Source organism: Psychromonas sp. KJ10-2 (assembly GCF_047323255.1).
Taxonomy (GTDB): domain Bacteria; phylum Pseudomonadota; class Gammaproteobacteria; order Enterobacterales; family Psychromonadaceae; genus Psychromonas.
This window is the reverse complement of record NZ_CP178827.1, coordinates 2,823,623-2,840,595: the sequence shown is the minus strand read 5'-3', so window position 1 is coordinate 2,840,595 and position 16,973 is coordinate 2,823,623. Positions and strand designations below refer to the sequence as shown.

Here is a 16,973-nt window from a genome sequence, read left to right as displayed (position 1 = left end):
TTACTTCCCTTACTCGATAATATCGCCACGTAATAAGTACTTACAAAAAGCAGAAGTACTTACAAAACCAAGTAGCGCAATTAATAATGCACTTTCGTAATAAATAGCAGAGCCTTGATGAAGCCCTAATAAGATGATCAGCGCAATACTATTAATATACATAGTATCAACGGCAATAATTCTATCTGGCGTTGACGGACCAATGATGAGGCGCCATGCATTTAATGCTAAAGCACAACAAAGTAACGCACAAGCAATCAATATCGCGTATGTTAACATCCAAAAATCTCCTTTAACGGTGCTTCGTAACGAGCTTTGATAAGTTCAATTAGCGCCTGCTCATCTTCAAGATGCAACACATGCACATATAACCACTTTCTATCTTCAGATAACTCAACACTTACCGTACCTGGTGTTAATGACACACTGCTGGTAAAAATAGTCAGTGGCACAGGTTCTTTAATATCTAAAGGTACAACAATAAAAGCAGGCTTTAAATTGCGATTACTTTGTAATACACGCTTCGCAACATCGTAATTTGAGACGGCAATATCAATCAGTAAACGAAACGTATAGCTCAATACCTTAATAGGTTTTTTGGCGACGGCTGACTCTTCACTCAGCGGTGCAACAATCCAAGGGATCACGATGGCAAATATCGCTCCCAACACCATATGCCCGCGACTGAAGTCATGCAATATTTGCCAAACGAGCCATAATAGGACGCTGTGGTAAGGTGTAGGAAACCAAACGAATTTACGTACTTTATCCATTATTTAGCGACCTCGTTAAGTTGTTGTAAACTTAAACCTGTTTTAAGTTGTTCTGCAGCTAATTGTGTATAGTCAGTGACAGTCCCACCAAAAATAACCATCAAAGGCAGAATCGCGACTAATAAACCAATAGCAATATATTGCATTGGATGACCTTTTATTGCACTGGTGTTTTCACCATTGCTTCGCCAAAACAGTGACGTACCCGCACGTGACAGGGCGATAATAGCCACTAAGCCTCCCAGCAGTATGAATGGGTACACCCACATGGCTTGGCTTGCGTCAGTGACTGATTGTAAGATTAATGCTTTACCCACAAAACCAGATAATGGCGGCATACCAATTAAAGCAATAGCTAACAGAGCAAAGATGAAGCCTAACACACCAGCTTGTGGCATTGCTCTCGCGGCAACAAAACGGTCTTCTGCTTGGCCACGTTGTTGCTGAATTAAACCAGCGAGCAAGAACATTGCCGCACAAGCGATGGTACTGTGTATTAAGTAATAAATCCCCGCTGAAGCAGCCTGCACGGTATTCAAACTAATAGTCACTAGTAACGTACCCACAGAGACAATCACTAGGTTACTACAAAGTACTTTTAAACTTTTGCTCGCGAGTACCGCAATCGTGCCTGCAGCAATAGTTAACAAGGCGATCGGCCACAACCACGGCAAGGCTATGTTAGCCAACTCGCCTGCTTGGTCGCCAAATATAGCCCCATGTACTCGCCAAATGCTATACACACCCACTTTGGTCATAATAGCGAATAAAGCGGCCACTGACGTACTTGTAGATGAGTAGGCTTTAGGTAGCCAAAAGTGCACAGGAAGCATCGCCGCTTTCAAGCCAAACACTGCTAATAGCAATAAAGCCCCTGACTTAGCAATCAGTAACTCGTTATCCGATAACAACGGGACTTTATCAGCCATATCAGCAAAATTAAGTGTTCCTAAGGTGCCGTATAAGGTCCCCAGTGCAAATAGAAATAGCGATGAGCCAATCAAGTTAAGAAACACATAATGAATGTTAGCCTGTGTCTTTTGCTTGCCGCCGCCATGTATCATCAATGAGTAAGAAGCGATTAATAACACTTCAAAAAATACAAATAAATTAAAGGCATCGCCCGTTAAAAATGCACCGTTAATCCCCATCAATTGGAACATGATAAGCGAATGGAAAAAGGCGCCTATTTTATCTTCCCCAGCACTTGCATATAGCGTCACCGCTAAGCCTAAAATGGCACTTAAACAAACCAGTAATACTGAAAATAGATCAGCCACTAATACAATACCAAAAGGAGCGGACCAATCACCAAGCGCATATACTTGGATACCTTGTTCCTGAACTTTAAATAACAGTGAAAAAGCAACCACGATCATTAAAATATTCGCAGTGATACTCACTACACGCTGTTTATTCAAAGAATTATTGAGGCTTGGAAACAGCAAAACAACCGCCACAATAAAAGGAATTAGTACTGGAAAGATTACTAAATGGTCAAACAAACTCATTAGGATTTTTCCTCAGATAAAGGATCAAAAGGCTCTGTTCCATCGACATGGTCACTGCCTAAATCTGCACGGCCGCGCATCGCTAAAATCACCGCAAAAGCAGTCATAGCAAAACCAATAACAATGGCCGTAAGTACTAATGCCTGTGGTAAAGGATCTGCATAATTTTCACTGCTGTTCAATACCGCAGGTGCCCCTATGGTTAAACCACCACTCGCAAATAGGAATAAGTTAACCGCATAAGATAATAAAGTAAGCCCAATAACCAAGGTAAAGGTATGGCCACGCAGCATTAAAAAGATGCCACATGCACTCATGAAGCCAACACAAATTGCATAGACTAATTCCATTATCTTTCTCCTACTGTGAGTCGTTCTGTCGTGGTTAACTTCCCTAAGCTCGCTAATATCAGCAATGTTGCACCGATCACGGTAAAGTAAACCCCAATATCAAAGACCAATGCACTCGCGAGCTCAAACTTACCTATCCAAGGTAAAGAGACGTAATCAAACCAAGACGTTAAAAATGGGCGTTCAAAGAACCAGCTACCTAAACCAGTTAAGCCGGCGATGCTTAATCCAGTCGCAATCATATAGTGGTAACTAATGCTCACTCTTTTTGCCATCCAATCAACACCGTGTGCAAGGTATTGTTGTATTAATGCAATAGATGTAATCAAACCGGCAATGAAACCACCACCGGGTAAGTTGTGTCCACGCATAAAGATATAAGCAGAGATAAGTAAAAATAGCGGTAGTAAACTTTGTGAAACAACCAGTAATAACACAGGGTACTTCTCTTTCGCCCAGAGACGACCAGCATAGTCTTTGGTACGCATAGATAAACGCATACGCGCAATCAATTTGTGAATACCTAATGCAGCGATCCCTAGCACCGTTATTTCACCAAAAGTATCAAAACCACGGAAATCAACCAGGATAACGTTCACGACATTAGTACCGCCACCGCCGATTTTTGCATTATCTAAGAAGTACGCAGAAATACTATCTAGAGGATGAGTCATTAAAGCAAAACAAATACTACCAATAATACAGCCAATAAATGATGCTACGGTAAAGTCACGCACAAAATGACTAGGTCGACTTTTACTGGTTGGTGTTTGTTGTGGGAAGAAATAAAGTGAAAGTAACAACAAGATCACCGTAACAATCTCAACCGACAGCTGAGTAAGCGCTAAGTCAGGTGCTGAGAAATAAGCAAAAGTTATCGATACTACTAGCCCCACTAACGACAACATTAATAATGCAATAAGACGGTAATGACTCCAAATAATAGTGGCTAGCGACCCAGCAATGATCAAAATCGCAGCAACTACCACAGCACTATTGATAGGGGTACCAGCTAAACTTCCTCTGGTTGTATCTAAGTCGAATAAAGGTGGCGCAATCAGTAGTAATGCAAACAAACATAGACCAAATGCATAACGTTGTAAGGAGCCTGTCTCCAGTTTCATGTTTATCTTTTGTGCATACATAACACAGGTCTGAATAAAACGTTCAAAAACCAATTTTGCGTCAATATCTGGGAACATTCCTGAAAACTTGAATAAATGTTTACGGTTAAGATAAATAGCGGCACCACCAACAATCGCTAATCCACTCATTAATAGAGCCAGATTAAAGCCATGCCAAATGGAGAGGCTATATTCAGGTAACTCATGGTTAAGTACTGCTAACGACGTGCTTTGAAGCATTGGACCAATAGTGTAATTAGGGAAGATACCTACTAACAAACAAATAGCCACTAAAATTTCCACAGGAACACGCATATAACGAGGTGGCTCATGGGGAGTCTTAGGTAACCCTTTTGGCTCCCCATTAAAGAATACATCGTGAATGAAACGTAACGAATAAGCGACAGAGAAAGCGCCAGCAATCGTCGCTAATACAGGAATTAACCAAGACATAGCTCCTAAGATGCTTTGTTCTAGCGTTTCCGCAAAGAACATCTCTTTAGATAAAAATCCATTCAATAGCGGCACACCGGCCATCGAAGCAGATGCCACCATGGCTAACGTTGCGGTAATCGGCATGTACTTCCATAACCCATTAATTTTACGCATATCACGCGAACCGGACTCGTGGTCAATAATACCTGCAGCCATAAATAACGACGCTTTAAAAACGGCATGATTCATAATATGAAATATTGCTGCAATGGCGGCTAATTCGGTATTTAAACCTAATAGCAATACAATTAAACCAAGATGGCTAATAGTCGAGTAGGCTAATAAGCCTTTTAAATCATGTTTAAATAAAGCGGTATAAGCTCCCAATAACAAAGTACATAGACCCGTTAAAGAAACCACCACAAACCACGTTTCTGTACCCGCTAACACTGGATAGAAACGCGCTAATAAAAATATACCCGCTTTAACCATAGTTGCAGAATGTAAGTAAGCACTAACTGGCGTCGGTGCAGCCATCGCATGAGGTAACCAAAAGTGGAATGGAAATTGAGCTGACTTAGTAAATGCACCAATTAAAAATAGGCTTAAAATAGCAATATAATAAGGGCTTTGTTTTACCAATTCGCCACTGTTCAAGACCACATCTAATTCATAACTGCCAACCACTTGACCTAATAATATGATCCCAGCCAATAACGCTAAACCGCCAGCACCAGTAATAGTCAGAGCCATTCTAGCCCCTTTACGCGCATTACTATTATGAGACCAAAAGCCGATCAACAAGAATGAACTAATACTGGTCAACTCCCAATAAAACCAGAGTTGAAGCATGTTGTTTGACATAACAATACCGAGCATTGCTGTCATAAACATAATCAAATAGCTATAAAAATGCCCCATATTATCTTTTTCAGATAAATAATAACGTGCATATAAAATAACCAGTAAACCAATCCCTAGGATCAATATACTAAATAAAGCAGCTAAACCATCAAGCCGGAATGATAACGAGAGCCCTAATTGAGGGATCCACTCAACACTCTTACTAAAAGATTCTCCAGCTAACACCGCGGGTAAATCAAGAAAAATCAAGCACAAGGCAAGAGCAGGCAACAACGCGGTAGCCAACGTACAAGCACTACGATTAAGTTTATTGGTTAGTAAGGGAACAAGTATCCCGAACATGGGTAAAAATGGCACCCAGAAATAATACATTTAAGCGAAGCTCCGTTAGCTAAGTGGTTGGTATTTTCAATCTACGATAGTGATTAATGGGTAAAAAATCAATGCCTTATTATGTCAAAGAACATTAAATAGTTGATTATTATAGACTTCTATTTTTATGTTTAAGCTACAACCTCCATAATCTTTTCTAGCGCGACATTTTTTGATGCTTTACTTATGCTAATTGTACTCTGAAGAAGCCAGTCAAGGATGTTTAATATCCAGATAGTCATGGAAATTAGCAGTGTCATAGTTGAAATTTTATGTGAGCACTTGGTCTGGCAACTGAGTGAATCAATTAAAAAAATTAGATGTACTCGCTAAATCCAGAGTCTTTCAAGCAAATTAAAAAATAATTAAGTGTGTAAAATTTATAACCATTCAAGTAAAGCTTACACGAACAATACCCGCTGTATTAAATTTTAAATTATTTCCTGATTTATGTCAGTAAATGAACACTCCCTATTTTATTGATAATTAAAACATTCCCCACTTTTCCCATAATGCTATAAAGCGCTTTTATTATCCTGGCACAGTGATTGCTCATATCTCTGTAGCGAACGTAAAAAAGTGATGGATTAGTCATTCAAATAACAGGTCTCAAAGTAAACAAGCAGGCTTACTCGTAAGTGTTCTGTTAGACCGATGATTAATGGCAATTGGTGCTAGTCTTTTTATTACATAGTTAAATTATAGGTAGATAAGAGTTCTCAATAAGTAATCAGACATCATCTAATCACAACTAGATTGAATTTTACAAAAAAGCATTTTAAGGAGAGTAAAGTGACATCATCAAACAAATACTTATCAAACTTGACGGTTAATGGTAAAGATTATAACTATTTCGACTTATCAAGCTTAGATATTGACATTAATCGACTCCCTTTAACTGCAAAAATTTTATTAGAAAATTTACTCCGCCACAGTGAACAACTGTATGTGCAAGAAGATGATATTAAAGCCTTATCTCAGTGGGATACTAAAGCGGCACTTGATACAGAAATTGCATTTGTCCCATCACGTGTAATCTTACAAGACTTTACTGGTGTTCCGGCTGTTGTTGATTTAGCGGCAATGCGTAATGCAATGCTAGAACTAGGTGGCGATGCAAATAAAATCAATCCGTTAAAACCTGTCGACCTAGTCATAGACCACTCCATTATGGTCGATGAATTTGGTAAAGCAGACTCCTTTGAAAAAAATACTGAAATTGAAGTCGCTCGAAATAAAGAGCGTTATCAGTTTTTAAAATGGGGACAAAGTGCATTTGATAACTTTAAAGTTGTACCGCCGGGTAAAGGCATCGTGCATCAAGTTAATTTAGAGTACTTAGCAAGAGTTACCTTTGTAGATGACCAACATGATACTCCCCTGTTATATCCCGATACGCTAGTTGGGACCGATTCCCATACCACCATGATCAATGGACTAGGTGTATTAGGCTGGGGTGTTGGCGGTATAGAAGCTGAAGCCGCGATGCTGGGTCAGCCAGTCACCATGTTAATTCCAGAAGTAGTCGGCATGGAATTAACCGGTAAGTTACCTGCAGGTGCAACAGCAACAGACTTAGTGTTAGCTGTTACTGAAAAATTAAGAGCACATGGCGTAGTTGGCAAATTTGTCGAATTCTTTGGCTCAGGCATACAACACTTAACCGTCGCTGACCGCGCAACGATTGCCAATATGTCACCAGAGTATGGTGCAACCTGTGGTCTATTCCCAATTGACCAACAAACATCAAAATACCTCGAGTTAACGGGTAGAAGCCAAGAACAAATCGATATCATAGAAGCCTATGCAAAAGCACAAGGTATGTGGGGAAGTGAGTCACAACAAAAGGCTGAGTACCACGCCCAAGTCAGCCTCGATTTAGAGCAAGTGGTACCTGCGATTGCAGGCCCTAAACGCCCACAAGATAGAATTGATTTAGACCAAGCAGCCCCCGCTTTTAAAAACTGGATAAAGCAACAAAATGAGCTAACAATCATTCCAGCAGAAAAACAGAAAAAACGCTTTGATGATGAAGGTGGTACTGAAAATATTGGCTCAATAGATATGGCCCCCAAAACATCCGCTTCTTATCACCTAGAGGGAGAAGATATAGAGCTACACGAAGGTGCTGTGGTAATCGCAGCCATCACCAGTTGTACAAACACATCAAACCCATCGGTATTGGTTGCTGCCGCATTACTCGCTCAAAAAGCCAATGCATTAGGATTAACCGTTAAGCCTTGGGTAAAAACTAGCTTTGCGCCTGGCTCACAAGTCGTGACTGAATATTTAAATAGTGCAGGTTTATCAAAAGAGCTGAATAAACTGGGTTTCAATTTAGTTGGGTATGGTTGTACAACCTGTATTGGTAATTCAGGTCCACTAGCGGATCCAATAAGTAATGCCATACAAGAAAATGATTTAACCGTTACGTCAGTATTATCCGGAAACCGAAACTTTGAGGGACGTATCCACCCAGATGTGAAAGCCAATTACCTAGCGTCACCACCACTTGTTGTTGCTTACGCTTTAGCAGGTAACATGAAAATGGATATAGCTAATGAACCCTTAGGGATTAGCCATGATGGTGCCCCTGTTTACTTAAAAGACATTTGGCCAGAGCAGCAAGAAATACAAGACATTGTCACTCGTGTGGTTAATAAAAAAATGTTTTCAGATAAATATGGTTCAGTGTATGACGGTGGCGATAGCTGGAAAAACCTTGAAACCGTTGATAGCGATATTTATAACTGGCCAACAAGTACCTATGTTAAAAAACCAAGCTTTTTTGACAACATGAAAGTACAACCAGAGCCAGTAAAAGCCATTGAAAATGCACGTTGTTTATTAAAACTCGGTGACAGTGTGACAACGGATCACATCTCCCCTGCCGGTTCTATCGGTAAAGATACGCCAGCAGCTAAATACCTTGTTGAAAACCAAGTACAAGCAAAAGACTTTAACTCTTATGGCTCAAGACGCGGTAATCATGAAGTAATGATGCGCGGCACATTCGCTAACGTCAGATTAAAAAACCAACTTGCACCAGGTACAGAAGGCGGATTTACCACTTATCAACCTGAAGGCAAGCAAATGACCGTATTTGCAGCGGCACAACAATACACAGCTAATAAAATACCAACGGTCGTCATTGCAGGTAAAGAATACGGTACTGGTAGTTCTCGCGATTGGGCTGCAAAAGGGCCTTTATTACTTGGCGTAAAAGCAACCATTGCAGAGACCTATGAACGTATCCATCGCTCGAATCTAATCGGTATGGGTATATTGCCGTTACAATTCAAAAAGGGGAAGGTGCTGAAAAATATAACTTAGACGGCACTGAATCTTTTTCAATTGAAGCGATTACAGCAGAACAAAAACAAGTCACTGTGAATGTAACCAAAGCAAATGGAGAGGTTATTTCCTTTGACGCTGATATTCGTATTGATACTCCTAATGAGTTCGAATACTTCCGTCATGGTGGGATACTTCAATATGTCATGAGATCACTGCTTTGATCTATTACAAATTTATACCAATTGCATTAAATAAGTGATCTCAATTTTGCGCAGGAAAAATGGCTTAGTTCAAGGCGTCATTTAAGCCTTTCGACGATTAACTTCGTTAATCGTCTATCGGAGAGCTTTAATAGTTGTTCTATTAGCGAAAATGACAACGAAGGCGTCAGTTATTTTAACAAGTAAAATAGATCAGTTACTTAGTATGATTGGTATAACGCCTCGAAAGGTAAAGTTAAAACGATGATAAAGCCAAACTGCATGGCTAATAATTTGTGCAGGATAGCGAGACAGTACCCGTCATTACTCTTATTGGAAGATTTCTAGCTATTATCTTGAAGCTCTTTTTGTAGTTTTTTCACCACATAGTCCATAAAAGTACGATTTTTAATGGATAATATTCTATTTCTAAGTAATAGATGAATTGGTTTTGGCTCGGGTACAAATTCAGTTAAAACCTCAACTAATGTGCCTTTTTCAATCTCTTTATCAACCAATATAGTTGGCTGAAGCACTATACCTGCGCCATGAACTGCAACAATCTTAAGTGCATGTCCATTATTTGAGGTTAATCTCGCATTACGTTTATTAAATGCGTCAGAGTTTAATTTAAGGCTTTGCATTTGCCCTTGGTTATATACAAAACCAAGACAGGAATGATCCTTTAAACTCTCTAAATTATTTGGTTCACCATACTTAGATAGGTAAGATGGGGATGCACAAAAACGCATTTTATAATCACCCACTTTACGTGCAATTAAATTAGAATCGTTTAATTCACCAATTCTTAAAAAGATATCCGCATCGGACTGAAACGGGTCAACAAGCGAATTATCGAGTATCATTTCCACATCTAGTAAGGGATATTTTTGTAAGAAATTTGCAATAATAGGTGCTAACAACTCACAGCCAATGGTGATCGGGGTATTTATTTTAATCGTGCCTATGGGCGTATTTTCAAGCTGTTGTATTTTATTTTCTGCTAGTGAAATATCTTCAATAATTCTTTTACATTCTTGATAATAAATTTGACCACTTTCGGTCAGTGAGTGCTTTCTTGTTGTTCTATTTAAAATCCGTGTTTCAAGTGATGACTCAAGGTATTGGATATGTTTCCCAGCCATTGTTGCCGAAATATCAAAGTGATTAGCAGCTTGACGAAAGCTACCACTTTCTACAACAAAAACGAATACTTCCATACTTTTTAACTTATCCATTGTAAACCCTGAGTTTATTGAAAATAAATTAAATGCTAGTTTATCAAATGTAACGCTACAATTATATTAGATGTTTATCCTAAGAATAGGCCAACTATGATTAATGCAATAACAGGAAATGTTTCAATAACAGCAGAGTTAAAAATCAAAGAAACCGTAGAAATTTATACTGGATTACGCGCAATTCAGCAGTTTTGTGATGATATGAACAGCGAAGAAGGTTGTTTATTTGCAATTGCTCATCAGGATAATGAGGACCCTAGAAAGATAATTTTATGGGAAATATATAAAGATAAGGCTGCATTTGATGCTCACTTCATCGCTGATCATACAAAAGCATTTTTCAGTACAGCCTTAACAGAATTTGTTAAAGCTTATGAAACAGAACCTGTAGCAAATATATTGAAAGGAGACATCAAATGAAATGGGCAATTCTAGGTACTAGTTTTATTTCTGACGTAATGGCTAAAGCGATTCAAAATGATGATAAAAGCGAGTTATACGCAGTCGCCGGAAGAACTGCTTCCACTTTAACTGAATTTTCAAACAAATACGAGTTTAAGAAATCGTCTACTGACTTTGATGAGATCGTCAATGACACTGAAGTTGATATCGTTTATATCGCGCTGCCAAATCACCTTCATCATGAGTTTGTAATAAAAGCCGCTCAAGCAGGAAAAGCGATACTTTGTGAAAAATCTTTGTCTGTCGATATGGAAAAAACCAAACAAGCGCTTGCAGCGGTGAGAGAGCACAACGTATTTTTTGCAGAAGGTTTGATGTACCTATGTCATCCATTTTCAGAAAAAGGGCTTGACGTACTTGCATCGGGAGCGATTGGTGAAATTAAAGCAATACAAGCTTCTTACGTGGCGTCAATTTCTCAATTCGTCAATGTACAAAGTAAAGGTGCTTTATATAACTTGGGTTGTTATCCAATGTCGTTGGCTTACCTTATTTTAAAACAGTCTCTTCCTGAAAATGAATTGATGCATTACACGTTATCAGGGGTAGGACGACGTGGCGAAGATGGCAATATTTGTGAATCTAGCGCGACTTTTCGTTTTGCCAATAAGATTAGTCTACAAATTCATACAGCTGAAGATTATGGGCTTAAACATGGTTTCACCGTACTAGGAAGTAAAGGCTGTTTAACTTTTAATAGCAACCCATGGTTACCAACCTTAAAAAATGAATTTGAAGTAGAAATATATGAAACATCAAAGGAAACCACGACAATAGAAGCTTCTGGCGATGCCTTCGACTATCAGGTTAGAGCAATACGTGAAGCCGTTGAACGTGGTGCTAAATCCCTTGAATCACCTAAGGTAACGCCTGAAAGTTCAGAAGACATAATGAAGCTATTAACTGACTGGGAATCAGCAACACAGATATAGTGTTTATACCAATTCCACTAAATAGCTATTCATCTACGCTTATAATAATGAATGTTAGCTGCGTTATTGATTTTGCAATTAGAACAACTAGTTACTGCAATCAAGGCATTGTTTTCATTCATTTTCTCGTCTAGATAGATCACATAGTTAATGGATTTGGTATTACACAAAAGCTAGGCAACGACTTAATGACTGAGAGAAGTTTAACGCCCGCATTTGCGGCTGGTTTGGAGAGCAGTAGAAAACCAGTCCGACAACATGCGCTTGTTAGTTGAGAACAACACGATTTATCTTCCAATTTGTATAATTGTAATCAGTAAATTTTATTGGCTCACCATATTGGATAGGATTTCTAGCCATTGCTTCAATTACTGTTCTTTTGGCACAATCTAGGCTATCAATCCAAGCTTTAGAGAAATAGCTGTTTTCAATGTAGCTAAAGATAATTTCAATCAATCTGCTTGGAAGTAACGTTTTATCCACCTCAATAAGAGATTCTATGAATTTGGTGCATTTCTTGTACTTCTTGGGCCATGAGAACACAATCGCATAACCTTTATCAGTGTTCAGAGTGTTTATCGATAGGTTCTCAACAAACTTTACACCGGGTTCCAGTGACTGAATCCTCTCTTCATCTATTGAAAAGTCTGGAGCAAATGTACCCCCGACAACTACGCTTAAGTCACCACTAAAATAGAATGAAGCGCTTTTAAATTCATCATAGCTTTGTTGCTGATGATGATTTACATACAAATTTAATGTTCCCTTAAAATCCTCAACGCCTTTCATGAATCCTTGATTCATTGTTTCCAAGGTTCTTTGAAGTTCGATCTGCTCTTCATGACTCATGCCTCTGTCGACATTTTCTTTCATGAAAGGGAGGCCTTTTATAACACTTACCTTCTTAAAATATTCGAGTGCATAAGCGCGATAACCTGCTATAAAACACTGGAATTTAGATCCTGTGTAGCTTTCATCCTCTATGGGGGTAAACATTGCCTTATCATGAACTCCGCAAAAACCTTTAAAGGTAGATGCTTTTTGCCAGCCTAATTTTGAAATTTCTTCTTTACCATTACTGTCAATACCAAACGTGTAAACATGATTGGTGTCATCAATGATATCTTTTAAAGGTCCACCCTTTTGAATCGAATGCGCATCAATAACTTTTTTACTACATTGGCCTTTCCCTGCTTCTGGGTGAAGACATTCTTTGTGTGCTGTCTTTGACTTTATTTCGGCAAGCAGTCGCCCGATTGGATGAGCAATCTCATCCGATCTTAAATAATGACATTTTTTGTATTTCTTACTTGAACCACACCAACACGGCTCATTTCTACCAATTTTAGCCATACTTTCCTTGATCAATTAACGCCTAGCTTAAGCGGGTAAAAATAGCTGATTATACTTGTTGAGGTACGAAACAAAGCCAACTGTTTTTGTTGATCTTCACCCGCAAAAGTGGACACCTTCCACTTGTTATATTTTATGCCTGTTCAATTTGATAAAGCAGTTCAACTAGATCTATAGAACTAACATTATCCCAACGTAAATAGCTGTCTAAAGAGCTATTACCAGAATCTTTTCCTAAAACTTTTTTACAAATACTCTGATGATCTACTGAGGCAGATACCCAAACATTCCCGCCTTTCTGACAAAAATAGGTAGAGCCTTTTAGTCCAGTTTTCTGGATTCTTTTTTTCCAAGTATCAACTTTTTGAGTTGTTATAGATAAAGCCATGAATCCTCCGAAAAATATAACGTCGCCAACAGCGGCCGAGCATAGCGAGCTCCAGCCCCGAATGGGCGATGCTGCTTGGCCTTGTTATAGGCTGCTCTGGTTTATTCATCTAATTTTTGTTTAAGCTCGTCAATACGTACTTCGCAGTACTTAACCTGGGCTTTACACCATCTAGATCTCGGGTCAGCTTCCAGGTCTTTTTGATACTTATCCTTTTCTTCTTGAAGAATCTCGGATTCCACCATGTAAAGCTCCCGATCATAATCTTTGGCACTAGAACCGAGCTCAAGAAAAACCTCACCGTACTCCTCGATTATTCTTTCGTGTCTCTCTTTCTCCCAATCTCTAACACTCTCATAAGGAGTAGCGTGGGTGGTTTTCTTCTCAATTAGCAGATGAGCGAAACTGGATTTCAGTTTCTTTCTATAGAGTTCTAAAGCTTGTTGATAATGACCTAAATCTGCCGCAAGCCTTGCTGAAGGAACTTCCTTCAAAAGCTTTTTGGAGTTGAATATTGTTGAATCCACTCAAGTCCTGGGCCTGATAAAGCATCGACCACTTCTTGAATAGACTTTTGGGCTCCTTCGAGAGTTTTAGTCCACCAAGTATATTGCCCATGACCAACCCCCTCAGGAGACAACTGACCTAAGTAACCAACACCACGAGGAAATGGTTCATCTTTGTGCTGGCAAGGTATCCAGTATGGAGTAATTAGGACATCAAATAGTGGGTTACCTCTATGCGAGAAGTTAAAGCATACAACCCATGCTAGCCTTTCATCTTCATTCGGAAACTTCCAATATGTGGGTGTACTAGTTTTCTTTCGAATAAATCCAATATCAGCCATTTTCTTGTCCAGTTCTGGCATCAATTGCTTTTTGAATTCTTGGTAATTCATCCTAGTACCTTGGCCCTATTATTCATAATTCACGATAGTAACGGATTGTGGGTTTTAAAATTAGTACAACGAATAACAATTAATTCGTTAATAGTCAAAACTTTACATCATTTTAATAAAATAATATTAAATATTACTGTTGTAGAAACTAAGCATTACGCCATACTCAGCTCACTTGCGCTGAGTATGATGCAACACTTAAAAGTTAAAGCTTATAAATCAATAAACTAGAAGAATACAGTGGGGAAATCGCGCAATTAAATGCTCACTTTCCACACAAAAAATTGAGTATGCTTATCGATTTGGTTCAGCCTGGGTGACGAATGGTGCTAGCAAGACAATGGTTGTTCCATTTGTTAATAAAGAGATCATGAAAACGCATTTATCACAGATATCCAAAGCCACTGCGAGTCAGAGACATGCAGTTGTTGTCGTCGATGGTGTTGGTTAAGACAGCATTATTTAGCGAATCGAAGCTTTAAAGGCAATGAGAATATTGTTGATGAAGTATGTAAAGCTTGGAATGACTTTGTCAGCACCCCTCTAAGGGTGAAAACATGTGCTTTTGGGATTGGGTGAAACTGACCAGTTAATTTTACAGGTTAGTATTAATCTAGGCACAATCAGAAGAATGTTTAATGAAACAGCGCCAAGTGTTGAGTTAAACGTGGTGGAAACACAGTGTGAAAATCTCAGCGCCACGAGGGTTATCAACCTAGCGAGTACTAAAAATTAGTTTGGGCACCAAATGGTCACCGTTTGGTCACCAAGAATGTTTTTTCAAACAGCAAAAACAAAAAAACCAAGCACAAGTGCTTGGTTTTAAAGTAGAAGTAGTTGGAGCGGGCAGCGGGAATCGAACCCGCATCATCAGCTTGGAAGGCTTACAAGAATATTTTTACAACTTACTGAAAAAAAAGAAAAACATTTAATTACAAGTACTTACTTTCAGAAATGACGACACCGTTTAATGCCAAATTTAACCATTTAAAATTTAATTTTAAAAAATGGTCACATCAAATGAGCAAAAATTAAATTTAAAATACAAAATCACTGAGCTTCTTTGTTGAAAAATTCAACAATTTTGTATTTTTAATACGTTGATAAACTATCTAAATCAGAAAATATTTTATATTCCAGAGCTTATTTTTAAGCAAAACGTAACCTAATTTAATTACAATAAATAAAAAAATGTAATCAAAATAAGATACAAAGTTTAAGTATAAGATTAAATCTTACTTAGAATTTTAATCGAATTTTCAAAAATAAGTTCTGAAACATGTTTGGGGAAATCTTCAGGAAGCTTTTCTTTCAGTCGAAGAATAGCTTCTGGTAACTGTTCTTTTAGATCTATCAAAATAGCTTCCATTTTGACTTGGTTAAACTTTACAGCTTTAGCAGTATCAATAAAGTGGCGAGGTAAAATTTTATTTATCTCATATTTCTTACCTTTTGTTGCTTTTAAACCCATTGAAAGTTTTAGTTGTCTTATATTTAACCCACGCCCCCAAGGATAGGGTAAGCAGATAATATGTCATAAAATGGAGTTAGCTTATAACTTCCACCTCTCCCTATAAAAATAGAAAAGTTTTTAGCATGCCCATCTGTAGCTCCTATTATCCATTGAAATACTTGAAATCTCATAAAGTTATATTGATCTTCAAGTGCATTACTCGAGCCCATTAATAGTTTCATTACTTCAGCTATTCCAGTGCCCCCATTAGATTCATATTTAATCGACGAGGGTTTTCCAAATACCTGACAAATATCTTCTTGGGGTAAACGTAATATCTTCGTTCTATCTTTACTCCAACGTCTATCAAACCGTTCAATAGCGAGTGCCTTGATATTTTTAGTTTTTATTACTTCTACATTTGGGACTTCAAAACCAAGCTCTCTAGCTAGTTCAATGCAAAGGTATTCATTCTCCACACTATCCTTTAAATCCAACGTTGCATTTGCTTGCTCTATCTCTCCAATAGGTAGTTTTATTATATGTGTTGTCGGCGTATTACCTTTAGGTATGCACCATTTTCCATCTAACAAAAGCAGAGCAGTTTTCTCTTGTACGCCAGCAACTGATATCCTAAAATCTTCTTCCCAGCGATCATCCCTAAAGGAAACTCAGACTTGTAAGCAGAGAGCACTTCTTCTAACCTTTTCTCATCTAATACTTCATAATTAAGGGGTTCGCTTCTGTAGGACTGTTCAGGAGGTAATAGCATTACAGCCCCAACACTATCTTTACCTATTTCTTTGAGAAGATCGAAAGGTTGTTTCGATGTCGTTTGATACCTGGTGACAATTCTTTCTCGAACTAAAGGACTATCAGGTAAAAGATTATCAAAATAATTAATTACGGCATCTGAATTGATAGGTGGTAATTGCAACTTTAACGATAATGATAATGGCCAGCTTTGCTATTGTTTACCCAACTTTTTCCATATTGAAATGAGTGAGCACCATTAGATAATTTTTTTAAACTACCTACAAGCTCGCCATTCATATATGCGATTAACTCTTGCATTACCAGTCCTCATCGTTATTGTTATATTTTTCTTGAGTAACATCTTCAATTCTTAACGTTAAATTCATAGCTTGAAGCAGCTTAAAAAAGGTTGAAAGAGTTGTTTTGTCTGGCGTGTTTTCGAAGTTTGAAATAGTTGCTTGTTTTATACCGACTCTTTTTGCTAGTTCTTTTTGAGTCCAGTTATTTTTTTGCCTTATTAAAAGCATCAAATCAGCGAGTTGCTTAGGGCTATATATCATATCA

Annotated in this window: 17 protein-coding genes and 2 pseudogenes; 4 read left to right on the top strand and 15 right to left on the bottom strand. The window is 38.2% G+C overall.

Going from position 1 to position 16,973, the window contains the following annotated elements; genetic code table 11:
- Positions 1 to 9 precede the first annotated feature (9 nt).
- Genes ACLKL2_RS13840 through ACLKL2_RS13820 form a run of 5 tightly spaced genes read right to left on the bottom strand, consistent with a single transcriptional unit; the run spans position 10 to position 5,429 of the window.
- Positions 10 to 279 (bottom strand): K+/H+ antiporter subunit F, encoded by a 270-nt coding sequence (locus ACLKL2_RS13840; protein WP_113818473.1) that lies wholly within the window; start codon positions 277 to 279, stop codon positions 10 to 12.
- Positions 273 to 773, bottom strand: a complete 501-nt coding sequence (locus ACLKL2_RS13835) for a Na+/H+ antiporter subunit E (protein WP_413692159.1) — start codon at positions 771 to 773, stop codon at positions 273 to 275. Before ACLKL2_RS13835 ends, ACLKL2_RS13840 begins: the two co-directional genes overlap by 7 nt.
- A complete protein-coding gene (locus ACLKL2_RS13830; RefSeq protein ID WP_113818471.1) occupies positions 773 to 2,284 on the bottom strand; it encodes a monovalent cation/H+ antiporter subunit D in 1,512 nt (503 codons plus the stop codon). Before ACLKL2_RS13830 ends, ACLKL2_RS13835 begins: the two co-directional genes overlap by 1 nt.
- Positions 2,284 to 2,634, bottom strand: a complete 351-nt coding sequence (locus ACLKL2_RS13825; protein ID WP_113818470.1) for a Na+/H+ antiporter subunit C — start codon at positions 2,632 to 2,634, stop codon at positions 2,284 to 2,286. Before ACLKL2_RS13825 ends, ACLKL2_RS13830 begins: the two co-directional genes overlap by 1 nt.
- Entirely contained in the window at positions 2,634 to 5,429 is a 2,796-nt protein-coding gene (locus tag ACLKL2_RS13820) for a monovalent cation/H+ antiporter subunit A (RefSeq protein ID WP_413692158.1), read from the bottom strand. Before ACLKL2_RS13820 ends, ACLKL2_RS13825 begins: the two co-directional genes overlap by 1 nt.
- A 792-nt stretch (positions 5,430 to 6,221) precedes the next feature.
- Between ACLKL2_RS13820 and acnA the strand changes: the two are divergent.
- Positions 6,222 to 8,947: pseudogene (acnA, locus tag ACLKL2_RS13815) on the top strand (aconitate hydratase AcnA).
- 323 nt (positions 8,948 to 9,270) lie between these two features.
- On the opposite strand, the gene ACLKL2_RS13810 reads toward acnA, so the two are convergent.
- Complete coding sequence (locus ACLKL2_RS13810; protein WP_413692157.1) at positions 9,271 to 10,164, bottom strand: LysR substrate-binding domain-containing protein; 894 nt, start codon at positions 10,162 to 10,164, stop codon at positions 9,271 to 9,273.
- A gap of 96 nt (positions 10,165 to 10,260) precedes the next feature.
- Here ACLKL2_RS13810 and ACLKL2_RS13805 point away from each other — a divergent pair, with 96 nt between their 5' ends.
- Together ACLKL2_RS13805 and ACLKL2_RS13800 are read left to right on the top strand one after the other, a co-directional pair.
- Positions 10,261 to 10,587, top strand: a complete 327-nt coding sequence (locus ACLKL2_RS13805; protein WP_413692156.1) for a putative quinol monooxygenase — start codon at positions 10,261 to 10,263, stop codon at positions 10,585 to 10,587.
- On the top strand, positions 10,584 to 11,561 hold the full coding sequence (locus tag ACLKL2_RS13800) for a Gfo/Idh/MocA family protein (protein WP_413692155.1): 978 nt from the start codon (positions 10,584 to 10,586) through the stop codon (positions 11,559 to 11,561). Before ACLKL2_RS13805 ends, ACLKL2_RS13800 begins: the two co-directional genes overlap by 4 nt.
- A gap of 267 nt (positions 11,562 to 11,828) precedes the next feature.
- On the opposite strand, the gene ACLKL2_RS13795 is transcribed toward ACLKL2_RS13800, so the two are convergent.
- From ACLKL2_RS13795 to ACLKL2_RS13780, 4 genes are all read right to left on the bottom strand, one after another.
- Entirely contained in the window at positions 11,829 to 12,914 is a 1,086-nt protein-coding gene (locus ACLKL2_RS13795) for a YecA family protein (RefSeq protein ID WP_413692154.1), read from the bottom strand.
- Positions 12,915 to 13,047: 133 nt separating this feature from the next.
- On the bottom strand, positions 13,048 to 13,302 hold the full coding sequence (locus ACLKL2_RS13790; protein ID WP_413692153.1) for a hypothetical protein: 255 nt from the start codon (positions 13,300 to 13,302) through the stop codon (positions 13,048 to 13,050).
- A 101-nt stretch (positions 13,303 to 13,403) separates the two neighbouring features.
- Entirely contained in the window at positions 13,404 to 13,829 is a 426-nt protein-coding gene (locus ACLKL2_RS13785; RefSeq protein WP_413692152.1) for a hypothetical protein, read from the bottom strand.
- Positions 13,793 to 14,200: a hypothetical protein gene (locus ACLKL2_RS13780; RefSeq protein WP_413692151.1), complete on the bottom strand. Its 408-nt coding sequence runs from the start codon at positions 14,198 to 14,200 to the stop codon at positions 13,793 to 13,795. Before ACLKL2_RS13780 ends, ACLKL2_RS13785 begins: the two co-directional genes overlap by 37 nt.
- A 737-nt stretch (positions 14,201 to 14,937) precedes the next feature.
- On the opposite strand from ACLKL2_RS13780, the gene ACLKL2_RS13775 reads away from it, so the two are divergent.
- A complete protein-coding gene (locus ACLKL2_RS13775; protein WP_413692150.1) occupies positions 14,938 to 15,132 on the top strand; it encodes a hypothetical protein in 195 nt (64 codons plus the stop codon).
- A gap of 296 nt (positions 15,133 to 15,428) precedes the next feature.
- On the opposite strand, the gene ACLKL2_RS13770 is transcribed toward ACLKL2_RS13775, so the two are convergent.
- The 5 genes and pseudogenes from ACLKL2_RS13770 to hipB form a co-directional block, all read right to left on the bottom strand.
- The gene (locus ACLKL2_RS13770) at positions 15,429 to 15,671 is read right to left on the bottom strand and encodes a hypothetical protein (protein ID WP_413692149.1); all 243 of its coding nucleotides are present in this window, start codon (positions 15,669 to 15,671) and stop codon (positions 15,429 to 15,431) included.
- A 23-nt stretch (positions 15,672 to 15,694) separates the two neighbouring features.
- A complete protein-coding gene (locus tag ACLKL2_RS13765; protein ID WP_413692147.1) occupies positions 15,695 to 16,246 on the bottom strand; it encodes a HipA domain-containing protein in 552 nt (183 codons plus the stop codon).
- Positions 16,240 to 16,590, bottom strand: a complete 351-nt coding sequence (locus ACLKL2_RS13760; RefSeq protein ID WP_413692145.1) for a HipA N-terminal domain-containing protein — start codon at positions 16,588 to 16,590, stop codon at positions 16,240 to 16,242. Before ACLKL2_RS13760 ends, ACLKL2_RS13765 begins: the two co-directional genes overlap by 7 nt.
- A gap of 2 nt (positions 16,591 to 16,592) precedes the next feature.
- Positions 16,593 to 16,727 carry a hypothetical protein gene (locus ACLKL2_RS13755; RefSeq protein ID WP_413694380.1) on the bottom strand — a complete coding sequence of 45 codons (135 nt, stop codon included), beginning with the start codon at positions 16,725 to 16,727 and terminating at the stop codon, positions 16,593 to 16,595.
- Between the two features lie 62 nt (positions 16,728 to 16,789).
- A pseudogene (gene hipB, locus ACLKL2_RS13750) lies at positions 16,790 to 16,936 on the bottom strand (type II toxin-antitoxin system antitoxin HipB); the annotation flags it as partial.
- Positions 16,937 to 16,973: the final 37 nt, after the last annotated feature.

What these genes read in the sequence shown, in the direction of transcription:
- ACLKL2_RS13810 (WP_413692157.1), bottom strand. Translation starts at nt 10,164, where the DNA reads ATGGATAAGTTAAAAAGTATGGAAGTATTCGTTTTTGTTGTAGAAAGT.
- ACLKL2_RS13755 (WP_413694380.1), bottom strand. Translation starts at nt 16,727, where the DNA reads ATGCAAGAGTTAATCGCATATATGAATGGCGAGCTTGTAGGTAGTTTA.
- ACLKL2_RS13790 (WP_413692153.1), bottom strand. Translation starts at nt 13,302, where the DNA reads ATGGCTTTATCTATAACAACTCAAAAAGTTGATACTTGGAAAAAAAGA.
- ACLKL2_RS13840 (WP_113818473.1), bottom strand. Translation starts at nt 279, where the DNA reads ATGTTAACATACGCGATATTGATTGCTTGTGCGTTACTTTGTTGTGCT.
- ACLKL2_RS13780 (WP_413692151.1), bottom strand. Translation starts at nt 14,200, where the DNA reads ATGAATTACCAAGAATTCAAAAAGCAATTGATGCCAGAACTGGACAAG.
- ACLKL2_RS13795 (WP_413692154.1), bottom strand. Translation starts at nt 12,914, where the DNA reads ATGGCTAAAATTGGTAGAAATGAGCCGTGTTGGTGTGGTTCAAGTAAG.
- ACLKL2_RS13830 (WP_113818471.1), bottom strand. Translation starts at nt 2,284, where the DNA reads ATGAGTTTGTTTGACCATTTAGTAATCTTTCCAGTACTAATTCCTTTT.
- ACLKL2_RS13800 (WP_413692155.1), top strand. Translation starts at nt 10,584, where the DNA reads ATGAAATGGGCAATTCTAGGTACTAGTTTTATTTCTGACGTAATGGCT.
- ACLKL2_RS13825 (WP_113818470.1), bottom strand. Translation starts at nt 2,634, where the DNA reads ATGGAATTAGTCTATGCAATTTGTGTTGGCTTCATGAGTGCATGTGGC.
- ACLKL2_RS13770 (WP_413692149.1), bottom strand. Translation starts at nt 15,671, where the DNA reads ATGGGTTTAAAAGCAACAAAAGGTAAGAAATATGAGATAAATAAAATT.
- ACLKL2_RS13820 (WP_413692158.1), bottom strand. Translation starts at nt 5,429, where the DNA reads ATGTATTATTTCTGGGTGCCATTTTTACCCATGTTCGGGATACTTGTT.
- ACLKL2_RS13835 (WP_413692159.1), bottom strand. Translation starts at nt 773, where the DNA reads ATGGATAAAGTACGTAAATTCGTTTGGTTTCCTACACCTTACCACAGC.
- ACLKL2_RS13805 (WP_413692156.1), top strand. Translation starts at nt 10,261, where the DNA reads ATGATTAATGCAATAACAGGAAATGTTTCAATAACAGCAGAGTTAAAA.